9 protein-coding genes are annotated in these 17,798 nt (G+C 48.7%); 5 read left to right on the forward strand and 4 right to left on the reverse strand.

Annotated features, from left to right (window positions below):
- Window positions 1-23 precede the first annotated feature (23 nt).
- The 3 genes from AB8Q18_06760 to AB8Q18_06770 all read left to right on the forward strand — a co-directional run bounded on the left by AB8Q18_06760 (window position 24) and on the right by AB8Q18_06770 (window position 6,324).
- On the forward strand, window positions 24-1,673 hold the full coding sequence (locus AB8Q18_06760) for a lactate permease LctP family transporter (protein XDZ52759.1): 1,650 nt from the start codon (window positions 24-26) through the stop codon (window positions 1,671-1,673).
- Window positions 1,674-1,904: 231 nt separating this feature from the next.
- Complete coding sequence (locus AB8Q18_06765; protein ID XDZ52760.1) at window positions 1,905-4,775, forward strand: FAD-binding and (Fe-S)-binding domain-containing protein; 2,871 nt, start codon at window positions 1,905-1,907, stop codon at window positions 4,773-4,775.
- Window positions 4,776-4,905: 130 nt separating this feature from the next.
- Window positions 4,906-6,324, forward strand: a complete 1,419-nt coding sequence (locus AB8Q18_06770; GenBank protein ID XDZ52761.1) for a mechanosensitive ion channel family protein — start codon at window positions 4,906-4,908, stop codon at window positions 6,322-6,324.
- A gap of 73 nt (window positions 6,325-6,397) precedes the next feature.
- On the opposite strand, the gene AB8Q18_06775 is transcribed toward AB8Q18_06770, so the two are convergent.
- Window positions 6,398-7,573: a PLP-dependent aminotransferase family protein gene (locus AB8Q18_06775; GenBank protein ID XDZ52762.1), complete on the reverse strand. Its 1,176-nt coding sequence runs from the start codon at window positions 7,571-7,573 to the stop codon at window positions 6,398-6,400.
- 316 nt (window positions 7,574-7,889) lie between these two features.
- On the opposite strand from AB8Q18_06775, the gene AB8Q18_06780 reads away from it, so the two are divergent.
- Both AB8Q18_06780 and AB8Q18_06785 read left to right on the forward strand, forming a co-directional pair.
- The gene (locus AB8Q18_06780; protein ID XDZ52763.1) at window positions 7,890-9,053 is read left to right on the forward strand and encodes an MFS transporter; all 1,164 of its coding nucleotides are present in this window, start codon (window positions 7,890-7,892) and stop codon (window positions 9,051-9,053) included.
- 102 nt (window positions 9,054-9,155) lie between these two features.
- Window positions 9,156-9,860 (forward strand): 4'-phosphopantetheinyl transferase superfamily protein, encoded by a 705-nt coding sequence (locus tag AB8Q18_06785; GenBank protein XDZ52764.1) that lies wholly within the window; start codon window positions 9,156-9,158, stop codon window positions 9,858-9,860.
- Between the two features lie 47 nt (window positions 9,861-9,907).
- Here the strand turns inward: AB8Q18_06785 and AB8Q18_06790 are convergent, their stop codons facing one another.
- The 3 genes from AB8Q18_06790 to AB8Q18_06800 all read right to left on the reverse strand — a co-directional run bounded on the left by AB8Q18_06790 (window position 9,908) and on the right by AB8Q18_06800 (window position 17,747).
- Entirely contained in the window at window positions 9,908-11,446 is a 1,539-nt protein-coding gene (locus AB8Q18_06790) for an aminotransferase class V-fold PLP-dependent enzyme (protein XDZ52765.1), read from the reverse strand.
- Between the two features lie 53 nt (window positions 11,447-11,499).
- Window positions 11,500-13,095 (reverse strand): condensation domain-containing protein, encoded by a 1,596-nt coding sequence (locus AB8Q18_06795; GenBank protein XDZ52766.1) that lies wholly within the window; start codon window positions 13,093-13,095, stop codon window positions 11,500-11,502.
- Window positions 13,096-13,163: 68 nt separating this feature from the next.
- Window positions 13,164-17,747 (reverse strand): amino acid adenylation domain-containing protein, encoded by a 4,584-nt coding sequence (locus AB8Q18_06800; protein XDZ52767.1) that lies wholly within the window; start codon window positions 17,745-17,747, stop codon window positions 13,164-13,166.
- Between the last annotated feature and the right edge of the window lie 51 nt (window positions 17,748-17,798).

A 17,798-nucleotide genomic window follows, 5' to 3' on the forward strand; every position in this document is an offset into this window, starting at 1 on the left:
CCTCTGCTTAAAGGAGATGCAACATGGTTTGGTCACAATCTTATACCCCGTTAGGGGGTAGCCTCGGCTGGTCGGCTCTGGCAGCTGCCATCCCGATCATATTCTTTTTTGCAGCCTTAACCGTCCTTAAACTCAAAGGCCACGTGGCGGCACTGGGCACCTTAATCCTCGCTCTTTTAGTGGCCATCATTGCCTATCAAATGCCCGCCAGCCTTGCTTTAAGTTCAGCACTGCACGACTTTGTATATGGCTTGTGGCCCGTGGCATGGATCATCATCACCGCCGTCTTTTTGTATCGCATCACGGTCGAGTCTGGCCAGTTTGACATCATCCGAGCCTCCATCATTAGCGTCACTGCCGATCAGCGCATTCAGCTGCTCTTGGTCGGTTTCAGTTTTGGTGCTTTTCTAGAAGGCGCGGCGGGTTTTGGTGCGCCGGTGGCGATCACCGCCGCGCTATTAGTCGGCCTCGGCTTTAAGCCCCTCTACGCAGCAGGCCTATGCCTCATCGCCAACACCGCGCCCGTAGCCTTTGGCGCAATGGGTATTCCCATCACCGTGGCCGCACAAGTCTCAGGGCTAGACCCCTATGATGTCGGGCAACTGGCTGGGCGCCAGCTGCCGGTAATGTCCATCATCGTGCCTTTTTGGCTGATTGCCATGATGGACGGCTGGCGTGGATTGCGTCAAACGTGGCCGGCAGCCTTTGTCTGCGGCATCACCTTCGCCATCACCCAGTTTCTGACCGCTAACTTTATTGGCCACGAACTCCCCGATATTACGTCGGCACTGGTCAGCCTATTTGCCTTAACCGTATTCCTGCGTTACTGGCAGCCCAAAGAACGCTTTACCTTTGAAGGTATGCTCCCTGGCTTAGACACCAAGGCCGCCAGAGTACCCAGTGCTTTTAGCTTCGGCCAGCTGAGCCGAGCCTGGATGCCCTTCATCATCCTCACCGCCATGGTGGTGCTGTGGACCTTACCCAGCGTCAAGACGCTATTAGCCATGGGTACCCTGACGTTTGAGCTACCCATCAGCCACATGATTGCGAAAACCGCACCGATTGTAGCCGACGCCAGCACCTATTCAGTGGTGTACAGCTGGAACATCTTGGGTGCCGTAGGTACGGCCATTTTCATCACCGCGCTGATTTCATTAACCATCGTTGGCATGAAGCCGGCCACAGCCTGCCGGCTGTTCCTACAAAACCTCAATAATTTAAAATGGCCAGCTTTATCCATTGGTTTCGTATTGGCCTTTGCCTTTGTCGCCAATGATTCAGGTATGTCATCCACCATGGCCTTGGTTTTGGCCGGCACGGGTGTGGCCTTTCCATTTTTCTCACCGTTCTTAGGCTGGCTAGGCGTTTTTTTAACCGGTTCCGATACGTCTTCAAACGCCTTATTCGGCGCGCTACAGGGCAATACCGCCCACCAGATCGGCGTGTCTCCCGAGCTCCTTGTCGCGGCCAACACCACCGGCGGCGTCACCGGAAAAATGATCTCACCGCAGTCTATCTCGGTGGCTTGCGCGGCAGTGGGGCTGGTTGGGCAAGAATCCAGCTTGTTTCGCTTTACCTTAAAGCACAGCCTGATTTTCTGTACCTTCGTCGGTATCATGACGGTACTTCAAGCCTACGTCATGCCGTGGAGCATTATATTATTTACCCGTTAAAAACCAGCTGCGCCACGACCTTCAAGGCGGGTGCAGCTGGCGCCCAACACTGCCCCATTTCTCTTATATCATCCACTAAAAGCGGTAAATCCTGACGCAGCCGAGCAAGGCCACATTGACAAACCGCGGTGCTGCTACTAGATTAACCCTCTATTTCCTGAATAAGCTGCCGCTGTCTGAGCACATGACATGGAGCAGCACAAAAAAATAAAGCGTCTAAAAAGGAACAGCATGACCACCCCAAACCTCACCACGGTAAGCCTCAAAGGCCCAGAAATGACCCAAGAACACCCGATTGACGCTGCCCACCAGGCCTTTATCCAAGCGCTGGGCCAAGTATTACCCGCGGCGCAAATTCACAGCGATCTCATCAGCCGCTATGCCTATGGCACTGACGCCAGTTTTTATCGCTACGTACCCCAAGTGGTGGTGCGCGCCCACAACGAAACCGAAGTCCAAACCATCCTGCGCTTAGCCCAAAGCCATCAAGTCGCGGTGACCTTTCGCGCCTCAGGTACGTCGCTGTCTGGCCAGGCCTGCTCCCAATCCGTTTTGGTCTTGATGGGAGATGGCTTCCTGACCCAAGAAGTTTTAGACGACGGCCTCAGGATCAAATTAGGCCCCATGGTCATCGGCGCCGCCGCCAACCAAACCCTATTGCCATTTGGGCGTAAAATCGGCCCCGATCCAGCGTCGATCAATACCGCCCGCATTGGCGGCATCGCCGCCAACAACAGCAGTGGCATGTGCTGCGGCACGCGCGCCAATAGTTACCACACCCTAGACAGCCTGCGTATAGTGTTCGCCGACGGCGCCATTTTGGATACAGCTGATCAGGCCAGCATCGATGTCTTTAGGCACAGCCACGGTCCATTATTGAACCAAGTACAGACACTGGCGCAAAACATTAAGGAAAATCCCGCCTTAGCCGAGCGCGTGCGGCATAAGTACCGCATGAAAAACACCACAGGCTACGGCATCAATGCCTTACTGGATTTTGACGACCCCATCGACATGCTCACCCATCTGATGATTGGTTCAGAGGGCACGCTGGGCTTTATTTCAGAAGTGGTCTATCACACCGTACCCGATCATCAAAATAAGGCCTCGGCCTTCATCTTTTTTGAATCACTCGATACCTGCTGTCGTGCCGTGACGGCACTACGCCAGCAAGATCAAGTGGATGCGGTAGAGCTATTCGATGCCCTTAGCCTTCGCTACATCGGCCGTGAAAAAAGCGGCTTACCCAGCCTGTTCTATGCCGACTTTGACGACGATGCCGCATGCTTATTAATTGAAACCAAGGCCGAAAACGGCGCTTTACTGCAACAGCAAATCAGCGCCATCAATGCCTTATTAAAAGGCTTTGACTACGCCGAACACACCGGATTTCAAACCGATCACGCCATCACCGATCAATACTGGGCCGTGCGTAAAGGCTATTTACCCATCGTGGCCGGCAGCCGCCCCAAAGGCAGCAACCTCATCACCGAAGACGTGGTCTTCCCCATTGAGCGTCTGGCCGAAGGCGTGCGCGAATTAACCCAGCTATTAGTCCAGTTCGGCTACGATGAGGCCATGGTGATGGGCCATGCTCTTGAGGGCAATCTGCATTTTATTTTGACGCCGATGATGGACGACCCCACCGAAGTTCAGCGCTTTGAAGACTTCATGCAGGCACTGGCGCAGCTGGTGGCAATTGACTTCCAAGGCTCCCTCAAAGGCGAGCACGGCACCGGCCGCAATATTGCGCCGTTTGTGCGCACCGAATGGGGCGATGAGCTCTATGCCATCATGTGCGACCTCAAGACCTTGCTCGATCCGCATAACGCCCTCAACCCCGACGTCATCATCAGCAGCAATGAGCGCATTCACGTCAGCTCGCTCAAAGACATGCCTCAGGCCAACGAACTGATCGACCACTGTATGGAATGTGGCTTTTGCGAGCCGGCCTGCCCATCTAATGGCCTCACCCTTACGCCGAGACAACGCATCACCGCCTATCGCTACCTCAGCCAGCTCTCGCGCCAAGGCCTCAGCCCTTCCTTATTGAACGCTTACCAAGACAGCTTCGACTACAAGGGCATCCAAACCTGTGCCGAAACCGGCATGTGTGCGACGCGCTGCCCAGTCAGCATCAATACGGGCACCCTAATCAAGCAGCTCCGGCCAGAAAGCAAACGCCTCGGCGCCGCCAACTGGGTCAAAAACCACATGGCCAGCACCACAGCCTTAGCGCGCTTCGGCATCAAGGCCGCCCACATGGTGGGCCTAGACACCGCTCATCAGCTCAGCCAAAAAGCCCACCGTCGCTATCCGACATTGCCTATCGTGCCCCTCAGCCTGCCTCAGGCGGCGCCCAAGCTGCCGCAAGCCAGCGTCAATGGTTGTGATCCAGTGGTGTATTTTGTTTCCTGCGTTAACCGCGTGGTGGCCGAAGGAGATGGTCGTACACCCGGCCAACATTTGGCCCAACATACTTTAAATTTGTTTCGGAAAGCCGGTTTTAACGCCATCTATCCCGACCAAATGAACCAGCTCTGTTGCGGCCAACCCTTTGAATCGGCCAAGGCCGCCTCGGCCGCCAGCGACAGCGCCACCTCGTTGAATCAGGCACTGTTATCGGCATCTAACTATGGCCTGTATCCCGTTTATCTAGACAACGCGCCCTGCGCCTTAAGAGTGAAAGAGGCACAGCAACAAGGCCTGATCGATGCCCGACTACAGCTCTACGACGCCGCCAGTTTTCTGGCCGAACAGGTATTGCCTAAGCTCACCCTCAGTAAGCCACTGCCCGAGCTGGCCTTACACATTCCTTGCTCTGCCACCAAAATGGGCGCTGGGCATGCCTTAAAAACCTTGGCCAACGCCTGTACTAACAGCCTCACCACGCCAGATATAGCCTGCTGTGGTTTTGCCGGCAGCAAAGGCTTTAGCCTGCCAGAGCTTAATGCCAATGGTTTACGCAATCTTAACCAAGCTCTGCCAGAAAGCTGCCAGCACGGCGTCTCCATGAGTAAAACCTGCCAGATTGGCTTAACCACTCACTCCGGCCGACCCTATCAAAGCATCGAAGCGCTGCTTGACCAATGTAGCCAATAGGCCGTTTACAGCGCCCTTAAAAGCCTCATGTGCCGCAACATGAGGCTTTTCACTTTAAAGAAATAGCATAAAGTTTGCGGTTTCCTCTATAATGCCAGTATCCCAACAACCGCCGTCTATCAAGGTGCCTATGTTAGCCGATCAACGCAAAATGTTTGCCAGCAATCTGTTGGAGCAAAGCTTTAACAGCACCGCTGGCTGGATTGAATTTTTCTTGGCCATTGCCATCGGCCTGGTGGTGCGTCACTTCGTTCTCAATTGGTTGTCCAAGCGCGAAACGCCCAATGCCCGCCTCAATCTGGGCCGCCACATCATGCATCGCATCGTTTGGCCGCTATCGGTCTGCGTGGTTAGCTCCATCGTCGCCTATCTATGGCATTTAGCCGGCTTGCAACCCTTATGGCTGCTACTTGCAGCCGTGATTTCACCATGGCTGGCGGGTGTGCGCACCATCATGGCCGTCATCAGCCATGTGTTACCGAATAAGTTTTTAGAACGTTCTTTGGAGTATTTTCTAGCCGGCCTCTTGTGGGGCGGCTACGTAGTGTGGCTAATCGGCCTAGACAGCGTGGTCATTGATTGGCTGAACCGCACGTCTTTAACCATAGGTTCATCCTCCCTAAGCCTGATGATGCTGGCCACCGGCCTACTTTGGGTCTGCGTGGCCATCATTGCGGCATTGTCGCTGGGGCGCACCATAGACAAGCGTGTCATGGGCATGCGCAATGTCGATCTTAACTCTAAGTTCGTCATCAGCAAATTAGTGCGCAGCATTTTGATCATTTTAGCCGTCATCATCACCCTGCCCATGGTCGGCATTGATCTGACCATTATTTCGGTATTTGGGGGCGCGCTTGGCGTCGGCTTGGCTTTTGGCTTACAAAAAATTGCCAGCAACTATGTGTCTGGCTTCATCATTTTACTAGACCGCTCCATCCGCGTCGGCGACCGTCTCCTCATCGATAACCGAGTGGGCTATGTCTCACGCATCAACTCTCGCTACGTCGTCCTCAAAGGCACCGACGGCGCCGAGATTCTGGTGCCGAATGAACGCTTCATCGCCGACACCGTCATCAACCAATCCTTTACCGACACTGCCATTCTCGACTCCGTCCATGTGGCCGTCGCCTACGGCACCGACATTCCGCAAGCCTTAACCTTATTAAACGAGGCCGCCACCAAACACCAGCGCATTCAAAAAGATCCTGCTCCTTTTGCCTACATTAAAAACTTTGGTGACTCCGGCATCGATCTAGGCCTTAACTACTGGGTTGAAAATCCCTCTTTAGGCATGCTGGGGATTAAATCGGCCATCATGCTCGACATTTGGCACCAATTTAAAGAGCACGGCATTGAAATGCCGTTCCCACAGCAAGAGGTGCGTATTTTGAACGAGCCCAGCCATCCACAGCCATCACGTTCAGCCCAAGAGCACCGAGAGTCTGAAGCTAAAGTCGAAAAAGTGAAGCAAGACATGGACACCCACAATGAGTTTTCCGAAGTCAAGAAAACCATTCCCGAAGTCAGCGAGATCCAAACCCCGCGTTAAGATCGACCACAAAAAACCGCAGCGCCTCATGAATAGGCTCTGCGGTTTTTTTATGCCTGATGATGCGTAGGGCTTAAAGCATTTCTTGGATCAATTCAGCCAAAATCTTGATGCCCGCATCGATTTTGTCTTCGGTTACGGTCACAAAGGCCAAACGCAGGCAGTTGTGCTGCACGTCGGTGGCAAAGAATGGCTCACCAGGCACAAACGCCACTTTACGCTCGATGGCTTTAGCCAGCAGCACCGAAGTATTGATGTGTTCAGGCAAGGTCAGCCAAATAAACATACCGCCCTCTGGTTGGGTAAAGCGCACGCCGGTGGGCATGTATTGAGTCAACGCCGTCAACATGCTACGGCAGCGAGCCGAATAGAGCGCACGAATCGCTGGAATGTGACGCGCCAAAAAGCCATCTTTCACCACTTCATAAGCCACGCGCTGGGTCAGACTAGGGGTATTTAAATCGGTTGCCTGCTTCAGCTGGATTAATTTATTAATGAAGGTTTCAGAGGCCACGATGTAGCCGAGGCGAAAGCCCGGCGCCAAGACTTTAGAAAACGAGCCCAAATACACCGTGTTTTCAGGCGATAAGCTATACAAGCTGGGTAAGCGATTGCCTTCATAATCCAATTCACCGTAGGGGTCGTCTTCAACCACAATTAAACCCTGCGCCTGAGCTTGAGCAGCCAGCGCTTGGCGACGCGCTAAAGGCATGCGACGACCGGTTGGGTTCTGGAAGTTAGGGATGGTGTACAAGAAGCGCGCATCGGCCATCAATTCTGGCGACAAGGCCGCAGGATCTAAGCCCTCTTCGTCCGAAGCCACCGACACATAGCGCGGTGCGTATTGATTAAACGACTGCAATGCACCCAAATAGGTAGGCGTTTCGACCAAAACCGTACTGTCGTCATCGATCAACGCCTTGCCAATTAAGTCCAAAGCCTGCTGTGAACCGGTCACGATCAGCACTTGGCTTGCCGTCACCGCTACGCCATCGCTTGAAACATGTGCCGCCACCCACTCACGCAATGGCCCGTAACCCTCGGTTGGCCCATACTGTAAAGCGCCAAACACATCAGCACCGCTCATGACCTTCGCCACCGCCGCTTGAATTTCTGGCACTGGGAACGCATCGGCAGAAGGCAAGCCGCCAGCAAATGAAATAATATCGGGCTGTTCGGTCACTTTTAACACTTCTTGAATGGCCGTACTTTGAAAAGCCTGGGCGCGCGCTGAGAATTTCCACTGCATGAGGACACCTTACCTACTATTCGAATAAAACCAATCATTATACGCCTAAACCCAGTGCCTCATAAGGGCTGAAGCGATTATTTTAATTGGACAAAATGTTCATGTACATTCTGTTTCTACCCGTTTTTTTAACATCCGCACCACGCGACAAAATGGCCCAAACGTCTCCCTCTCGCCAACCTAAACACATAACGCTTCCAGCGGCTGGGCATTTGTGGGCTGAAATCATTTAGTGTTACCATTAAGGGTTGGCATCCGCCCGCTTTTTGCGGCGTCACGTTACCCCCACCCCTAACCACTCGCGACAAGCATCCCTATGATCAAAAAAAGTTTATTGGCCCTAACCCTCGGCGGTTTGGCCATTGGCATGACCGAATTCACCATGATGGGGCTATTGGAAGAATTTGCCCGTGATTTAAACATCAGCATCCCCAGCGCCGGCCACTACATTTCCATCTACGCCCTCGGCGTGGTCATTGGCGCCCCCTTGTTGGTGGTCTTGACCAGCAAAATGGCGCCCAAGAAAATCCTCATGCTGTTCATGCTGATGTTTACCATTTTTAACGGCCTCTTTGTATTCGCCCCAGACAACAACACGCTGTTACTGGCCCGATTTATGGCCGGCCTACCGCACGGTGCCTATTTTGGCGTCGGCGCCGTTGTTGCTAGCCAGCTCGCCAGCAAAGGCAAAGAAGCCCAGGCCATTGCCACTATGTTCACCGGCCTCACCCTGGCCAACCTCATCGGCGTACCCATAGGCACCTTCATCGGCCAACACTTTTCTTGGCGGGTGACGTTTTTCATCATCAGCCTGTTTGGCTTAGTGACGCTCTACGCCACCCATCGCTGGATCCCCAACCTGGCGCCAAAGTCCAATATGTCGATGCGCCATCAGCTATCCTTCTTTGCCCGTAAAGAAGCTTGGCTGCTGATCGCCATCATTTCCATCGGCACCGGCGGCCTCTTTGCCTGGATCAGCTACATCGCCCCACTCATGACTCAGGAAACCGGCATCAGCGAACGCCACGTGCCCTTTATCATGATTTTAGTTGGCCTAGGCATGCTTTTTGGCAATATTTTCGGCGGCCGCCTCGCCGACCGCGTTGCCCCCACCAAGGCCGCCATCGGCGCCTTTATCAGCATGGCCATATGCCTATTGCTGGTGTACTTAAGCGCCGGCAATGTGTTTTTAGCCTACCTCATGTCATTCATCACCGGCTTTGGCGCGTTCATCATCAGCGCACCGTTACAGATGATGCTGATCGGCAACGCTCGCGGCTCAGAAACCATCGCCGCCGCCACAGGCCAAGCTTGCTTCAATATCGGTAACGCCCTCGGTGCCTTTCTCGGCGGTTTGCCTATGGTTTTCGGCTTAAGCTTCAAAGCACCTTCCCTAGTGGGCATGGTCATGGCTCTATGCGGTGCGGCTTTAAGCGTGTGGTTTTTGAAGATGTTGGCACGGCGGCCCCTAGTAGATTAAGTTCAACCTAGCTCCATAGCCAGAAGAAATCATTCACTATTCTGGCTATAGGGCGTACAATCAATGATAATGATAGATATTACCATTTAACTACATAGGCTCATGATCAATCTCAATCCTGACTTATTAAATCAATTTAACTTAACGGCTTTGTCTTCCCCTCATCTTGACGTTGATCTTTATGCTTGTCCATTATCTCAGGCCACGTTGCTTGATAAGCATGTGATATTTTTACAAACTCTACTCACATCAGCAGAGCAAGAAAAAACACTTAGCTATCAAACCGACAAACTAAAAGCCAACGCTATTCTTTCTAGAGGACTATTGCGCCTGATTCTGGCTCAATACATTAAAAACATCCATCCCAGAGACATTAATCTTCAATACCACACCTATGGTAAACCCTATTTACACGATGATTTAGTACACTTTTCTGTTTCTCACTGCGATAGCCTATTAGTGATTGCCGTTAGTCATAGGCACGTAATCGGTATTGACATAGAACGTCTGAACACAATCTATCAAGATGATTTAAGTGCATTTGTCTTATCACATAAAGAATCATCTGTTCATCAGCAGCTTAAAAAAATAGCTCAAGAGGCATATTTTCTACACTGTTGGACCAGAAAAGAAGCTTACTTAAAGGCCATCGGCACAGGCTTAGTAAATCACTTAAATTTAATAGACACAAGTGAGGAGTACATCATCGATCAAGGTAAGCAGACAACTTATATAGCCACGAGCATTGAAGTCGATCAGCAACACATAGCTTCTTTAGTCATTCTTTCTGATCCCACATCCAAGTAAATAAAAAGGGCTAACGCAGGAAGCTAAACTACATTAGCCCTTATCCACTATTGCTGAGCTTCTAATACCGAGGCAATAGATAGCTGATCATCTAAAACATATTGAATATCATCCCTATCAGATAAAGGATTCAATAATACGGCACGCAACAAAGTCAACTTTTGTGGGCCATACTGAGCGACTGCACGCGTGGTCCGTGAAATAAAAGATCGCCCACGTGCCCTTTGCATTTTTTGTAATGCCTCATTGAATCCATTAATCTCTACATTATCCTGTTCTGTGAGTTCCCTTCCTCGATAAGCCCTTGGAATATATCGATAAGTGAGAATATTGATTTTAGGCTCGGAAATCAGCTCAAATGCCTCACTATCTTTAATCTGCTGCGCCATAAATTCGGTATTTTCCATCGCTCTTTGAAAAATTTGATGATAACCTTTCCGTCCCAAAATGCTTAAGCAAGCATGTAAATACAAGGCGTTCGCAGGCCTAGTCCCTTCTAGAGTGTATTTTCCTTGATCCAAGGATTTCTCTCTGACAGCATATGGCGCATGATGAGCAATTTTTTGGGAAAGCTTCGGGTTTCTAAACAATAGCAAGCCACAACCTATAGGCATCATGAGTTGCTTATGACCATCAATGGTAATAGAGTCAGCTTGAGCAGCCCCACCCAAAACACTATTTTTATACTCACTTAAAACAAACCCCCCACCCCAAGCAGCATCAATATGGACATAAATATGGTGCTGCTGGCCCAAGCGACAAATGTCTGCCAGTGGATCAATACTACCAAAGTCTGTTGTACCCGCAATCCCAACCAAAGCAATTACTTGCTTATCGAGCGCCGCACATTTTTGCACCATTTGTGTCATTACTTCAATATCTATACTGTTCTCATGATTCACAGGTAATTTAATTAACTCTAAACCAAATATCTCTGCAGCCTTATCAAATGAGTAGTGCATCAGCTCAGAACCGATCACGACTCGACTGCTAACTTTAGTCGCTTGCTCGTATGAAGCTGCTTGTCTGCAAGCAGCCCAAAGGGCACTGATATTGGCCAGCGTCCCCCCACTGGTGAAAATCCCTAAGGTCGTTGTAAAATCATTAACGCAAGCCTCATAGAAAGATGGCTCAAGATCGAACAACTCTTTATGTATCAAACCCAGCGTTTGTCGTTCTAGCATGGTTAAACCGCGACTGGTTTCCATTTTTACCATGTTTTGATTTAAAGACTGTATGAGCCGTCCAATCTCTGGAATAAAGCGCGGCAATGGGCTAGTCATGTGCCCGAGAAAGCGTGGAGAAGCTAAATGGGCACTATCTGGAATAATTTGATGTTCCAGATAGTCCAAATAATCATCAAATGTTTGCCCCTCTAAAGGGATTTCAAATAATGAATATTTCTTAATTAAACTATCCTTATTAAATGGTGCCTGATCATCCGTATCATTGAAAAAGCGTGTAATCCCCTGATTAATACGCTTAGATAATGCATCGTTGGGTTGAGTAAACAAGGCCTGAATCTCTGCAAATGGCCGATCATATTGAAACTGATCAGCCTCAGATACACTAACGGGTTCAATCATAAAATTCCTTTCATAGATAAAATAGCGCATTATGGCGGAGGGTAACTTAGGTGTTATGGTGTCTCCTCACCGTGCATCACTTGAGCCATAACGATGGTAGGGTCTATGTCGGAAAACCTAATCAGTAATGCTAGTAATTCATCTAACAGCATTTGCATAAATGGGGTGCCCACTTTATTGAGCTTATAAGCGGCAGAAACAACAAGACCTTCAGCATCGGTGTGAACCATAAACTCAATATCGGTACTAAAAGCAAAATCAATTTTGTGATCAGCACAGCTTTCTAATTTCAAGTGTAGATCCCCTTGTCTATGCTCTTTTTGTAAGACTTGTTCATTAAATACCAATGACACGCTCAATGCAGAGCCTGTCTCAAGCCCAGTATTTGCAGCTAATGCATCCATAATGGTTTCATGAGGTATGTGTTGCCATGCAAAATCTTGGGCCATTTTTTCTTGATGTGTCGCCAGCGCTTGAGCAAACGATTGATCATTCTGCCAACTCTTTAACACCATCATAGGATTAATAAAATTTCCCAGAGTCTGCGCGAATTCTGAATAAACCCTTTGGGCGGTATACGCACCAAATACAGTATCACCCGCTACTTTGTGTCGCTCTAACATTATCTGTAAGGCCAAAGTAAAAATACCAAATAGCGTTGTTCGATGAGTTTGTGCCAGTATCCTTAAAGCCTGTACATGTCTGACCGATAGTTGTCTGACCATTAACTCTCCAGACTCATCCTGACTTTGATGATCTGAAAATGGCAGAATTAACGGCTTATAACCTGCTAATTTTTGTTGCCAGTAGCTTAGTCCTGGCTGAAGAGCATCGCGATAAGATGGGCTGGACTCCCATTGGATGTAATCAAAATAATCAACAGACAAGGCCGGTAACGATTTTCCACTATAAAGATCCATCAACTCCTTAATGAATAATTCACAAGACACACCATCGAACACAATATGATGAATATTAAAATAAAAATAATATTCATCCTCTGACAGCTTAACTAACTGTAATATTGCTAAAGGCGCATTGAATACTTGAATGGGGGTATTAAATAAATCATATTCCAAATCAGTAAGACACTTTGCTTTATCGGCCTTTAAGCTACCGGACAAATCCAAAATATTTAGCGTTAGTGGTTCGCCATTTAAAGTCATCATCGGCTGACTCTGTGCGTTCATTTCGACCTGCGCCCGAAAGATTTGATGCCGCATCATCAGATGTGCCATAGCTGTTTTAAATCTATCAAGATTGAGCTGATTTAAAATATGCAAACTGAACGGCATATTATGATTCATCGAACCTGCCCCATTCTGAATGGCTTGCCAAACGGCTCTCTGTGCAAAAGAGAGGGGGACTGACAAGCCATTAAAGCAATGGCTATCATCATATTGAGGTGACTTCGCGCCAGCTTTTTGTTCAATATGCTTAATCATGTCACTGAATTTGGGATTTTGAAGCAAACCACTGACGTCAACTGAGAAGCCCACACGTTCAGACAGGCCTATACTGAGCCGGATCAATAATAAGGAATTCCCCCCCATAGCAAAAAAATGGCTATCCGGATTCGGTTGTTGGCCCAACAGCTGCTGCCAAATATTGGCCAATGCCACTTCGTTTGTACTAATAGATGTCTTCATATCTCTTGCCTTTATTAAATTAACGCCATGCCATATGGCTTAAATGCCCGCTTTATAAAATAATCGCCTTATGCCTCAGAGGACGTTAATACATTGCGCAATATGGTTTCAGGCTGCCCCAGTAGCCGCACTAAATCAGCTTCATATTGAGCCAATAAATTTGCTGCTTCATCGTCAGACGCTCTTGCATGGTCATATTTCAAATTAAATTCAAATTGACCTGCACTTTGCCAACAAGACAATTCATACACTAAGCGCACATCATCACCAGCAACAGCCACACTCGTTAAAGCACAATCTCCTAAATACAGCATCTCATCACTCATCGGTTGCATGACAAAACACACCTGACACAGCTGGTTCACCCCAGCCCCCACTCCACTCTTACCTGTCTTTTCAGTCACTTGAGCAAAAGACAAAGCTTGGTGTTGCAGCATCTGTTTGTATTGTTCATTTACTTGATGCACTAAGTCATAAAATGTGGCGCCAGGGTTGTGCTGTGCGTGAAAGATAGGATTACTGATAAAACAGCCTAACATGTCATGAATCTGGCTATTCTCGCGCCCCGAGCTTGAGGTACCGATCAAGAAATTATTTTGATTAAAAAATGTAGCAAGCGTCACCTGAAAAGTGCTAAGCAGGACAATAAACGAAGTCAAAGCTTGCTCCTGGCCCAGTATCTGTATCTCAACACCCACTTCCTTTGGCAACGTCAGCCTAAGCGTTTTCGCGATGGGTGCCACATCAGCCTGAATCGGAATCAAGGCTTCCACCTCAGATCCTTGTGTTAGCCAAGAAGGTGTAGCATGGGCTTCTTGTGCATCGACTAAGGCGCGCTGCCATACAGCATAATCGCCATAATTAATGGTTGGCTCGACCAAATTAAACGAAGATATGCCCTTATTTTTATAAAGATTATTCAACTCATTAAAAAAAATAGGCGCCGACCAGGCGTCAAAAACCACGTGGTGAAAATTAAACACCAAACCATAGCCACCTTCTTTGAAGGGCAAAACATGGACGCGCCATCCATATTCTTTTAATAAATCAAATGGCTGCCGCACCACTTCGGCGACAGCATAATTCAACTCAGACCTTGCAATGGACTGCTCGTAATAAACCGGGGCATTCAGTTCTTGGTTCACCTGTTGTGCGAGCCCCGCAACCGTCAACGAAAAGAGACTGGATAAAGCAAAGTGCCTATTTTTCAAACTATTCAATGATAAATGTAAAACGTCTAAATCCAATGATTCTGCACACATAAAGCCTAACGTAATCCGGAACCGCATTCGACCAGAAGACATCTGCTCTGCCAACCACATATCTTCTTGTCCATAGGTTAGCGGGTATTGTGCCTGCCCCAACGGTTGAATCAAATCATCACCAGCATCTACGTCTTTTATTTTAAGCCTCAACACCAAATCTGCTTGCTGACCTAACGTCAAGTATGTAAATAAATCAGGTAATGCTACCGATACTTGAAATTCAGACTGGATTTGTGAAAGCAGGCGAATCAATAAAAGCGAATCACCACCCAATGCAAAAAAATTATCGCCCGAATGTTCTGGCCCTTGGCCTAAAAGCGCCGACCATAGTCGTGCCAGCTTACTCTCTACTTCATTTAAGGCTCGATCAGAACCTTCTGCCTGCAGCTCTCGCGGCCCCTGATCTGCTGGCTGAGCTGCTAAGGCTAACAAGGCCTTCATGTCGACCTTGCCATTACTTGTCAACGGAAACTCTGTCAACTGGAGCCAAACTGATGGAATCATCGCCTCTGATAAAACTGCCTTGGCTCGAGCGTATAGTTGCTCTTGCTCGAGCTGAACTACCCCTGGAGACAGCAATAACGCCGCCACTAACTGCTGTTGCTCACTCAAATAAACCACGGCACGGCTAACCTCTGGCCAACCCTCTAAATGTGCCCGAACTTCACCAGCTTCAACTCGATTGCCTCTAACCTTAAGCTGGCCATCTGCGCGACCAACAAACTCGATTCGTCCATCTGGGTGATAAAATCCTAAATCACCAGTACGATACAGACGCTCCTGACTCACGGGGTGAGTGATAAACCGCTCCGCCGTACGTTCAGCATCATTTAAATACCCTCGAGCCAAAGACACCCCGCTACAATAAAGTTCAGATACCACCCAATCAGGCACATCAGAAAGGGATTCATCCAATATATGGTAGCCACAGTTTGCAATCGGGCGCCCATAAGGGACGCTAGACCAACCGGCCTCTATGCCTTCAATCTTATGCGCAATATTCCACATCGTCGTTTCTGTCGGCCCACCTACGCTGTACACCACTGTTTCTTCACTGCTTAAAGCGCGGATCCGATCGGCCAACGGCAAGGGTAGCCAATCGCCGCCCAATAAAACCGTCCTTAGATGACCAAAGCAATACTGTTTATACTCGCCCCAGGTCAACAACATCTCCATCATCGCAGGCACCGACACCCAGCCATTCACATCGTATTGATGCATTAACTGTGCCCACGCTTCTGGATTTTTGCGGTCTCCCTCGGCTGGTAAAACCAGAACCCCACCACTGACCATGACGCCTAATACATCGAAGACAGACATATCATGATGCAGTGCCGAGACGCCCAACATGACCAAACGCTCTGAAGCTGTAAATAAATGTTTCAAGCTGTAATCAATAGCATTCAATACCCCACGCCACTCAATCATGACGCCTTTGGGCTGGCCAGTAGTACCAGAGGTATAAATCACATAGGCCAAATCATCTAACTTTGTGTGGTAGCCTGGTAAAGACTGTGGGGCCGGTACGGCTCCTGCAAATAGCACCTTCGCGTGCTGAGATAAGTGTAAAACAGAGCCTGATGAATGCCCGGCTAGTAAGCCCTCAGTTTGCTCATTGACGATGATGACATCAGGCTGTGCATCTTCCAGAATAGCGTGTAGACGTGCTTGGGGCTGGTCGCAGTCTAAAGGCAAATAAGCTGCACCTGCGGCCAAAGCCCCCCATACTGAAACCGCTTGTAACTGGCTCTTGGGCAATAAAATAGCCACAATGGCTGGTTTCGAGGAGGCCCCTACAGCCTGACTAAGATAGCTACCGAGTCGGCTGCTTTGCTGGTACAAATCTCCATAACTCAATTGACCGTCACCCGCAATAACCGCAACCTGATCTGCTTGTCCTGGTTGATCTAGTCGGGTCACAAACTGCTGATATAAAGGCCGCTGATCATAAGGCTGCGGCATATGGTTAAATTGATGACGGACGGTTGATTGATTAATGGATACAGCCAAAGGTGATGAATGAGATAGCCATATTTGCCCTCCTTCTTGGCCTAGTTGCTGTAAAAGCCATTGATAGGCAGTAAACATAGCCTGTATCAAATGGGCAGGAAAACGCTCCTGAACGTAATCCCAATTCACATTCAATTGACCCTTAGCAAAATGATATTGGCTGTCTAACCATACCTGAGGCGTTTGTGACAGTGAAAACACCATTTCTCCGAACCATTCTAAATCAGAAGCACCATGAGGATTGACGCTGTCTGGCGCTGGCGTGAAAACAACCGGCATGGCCCCAAAAGAAGAGGCTCCTGAACGCTTCATCATTTCCCGTAATAGTCTGACGCCAGAAACCTGGCCAAAAGCCATCTCGGCCCAAAGCTGTCTTTGAATACCCACGATTCGGTCTTGCCACGAGGCATGATTCGTTAAATCTAAGCTTAATAAGCTAAACGTTGCGAACTCACCTATCACATGATTAATGTCAGAATGTATTTGCGGGCGGTTAAATCTAGGAATATTTAATGTAAACTGATTAGTATTAGCCCAATAACTCATCACTTCGGCAAAGGCACCTAAGAGCAAACCATTCAGCGTCACACCTAAGGAGGCACTGATGTTCAATAGCCGTTTCGTTTCCTCCGAGGAGAACTGGTGCGCTACGCGAGCGAACTTGCCTTTACCGGTGAATTGGGTCGTAGGTAACTTAGGTGCGGGATGAAAGGTCTCTATTCTTTCTTGCCAATAGGCCAAAGCGGCCTGATATTCTGGCGTTTTCTCCTGTTCTTTAGTCCAATGTATGTAATCTTGAAACGTGTAACTCAACCCAGGTAAGGTAGTTTCAGGCCGTTGGTACAAAAGATTAAGCTCATGAAATAAAATATTAATACTTCGACCATCGATACACCAAATATCTAAACTCAACGTTAAGCGACTAAGCGTCCCAAGTTTAAATACGCAAATTGAAAATTGTGGCCAACTGGCAATATCCGCTTTTCTTTGCGCCTGCTGATCGCGAGAAGCCAACAAAAAAACCTCTTGCTCAGCCTCTGTCCACCCAGACAAATCCTCACATCGTATCTCATAAGCGGGTAAGTCGTTTAAAATCACCTGTTGCCCATCCGGTAACGCAACCACTCTCAACATATCATGCCGAGCCAACAGACAATCCCAGGCATGCCGAAATTGCCCTAAATTAAAATGAGGAACGTCAATTTCAAAATACACATGCATGGCGCTGGCATCCTCAGCCAAAACATCCTGCCGCCCCACCCAATATGCCTGCTGCATATCAGACATAGGAAAAGCGGTTGGATTTTGTTTTGCCTTAATGTCTTTTTCTCGTGTATTTGAATCAGATGCATTCAATACTGTGTTTCTATCTTCCATTTGTTTTCCCACTTTGTGATTTAAGATGCTTAATGCTTACCTAGTCAAAAA

The organism is Neisseriaceae bacterium CLB008 (assembly GCA_041228285.1).
Taxonomy (GTDB): Bacteria; Pseudomonadota; Gammaproteobacteria; order Burkholderiales; family Neisseriaceae; genus JAGNPU01.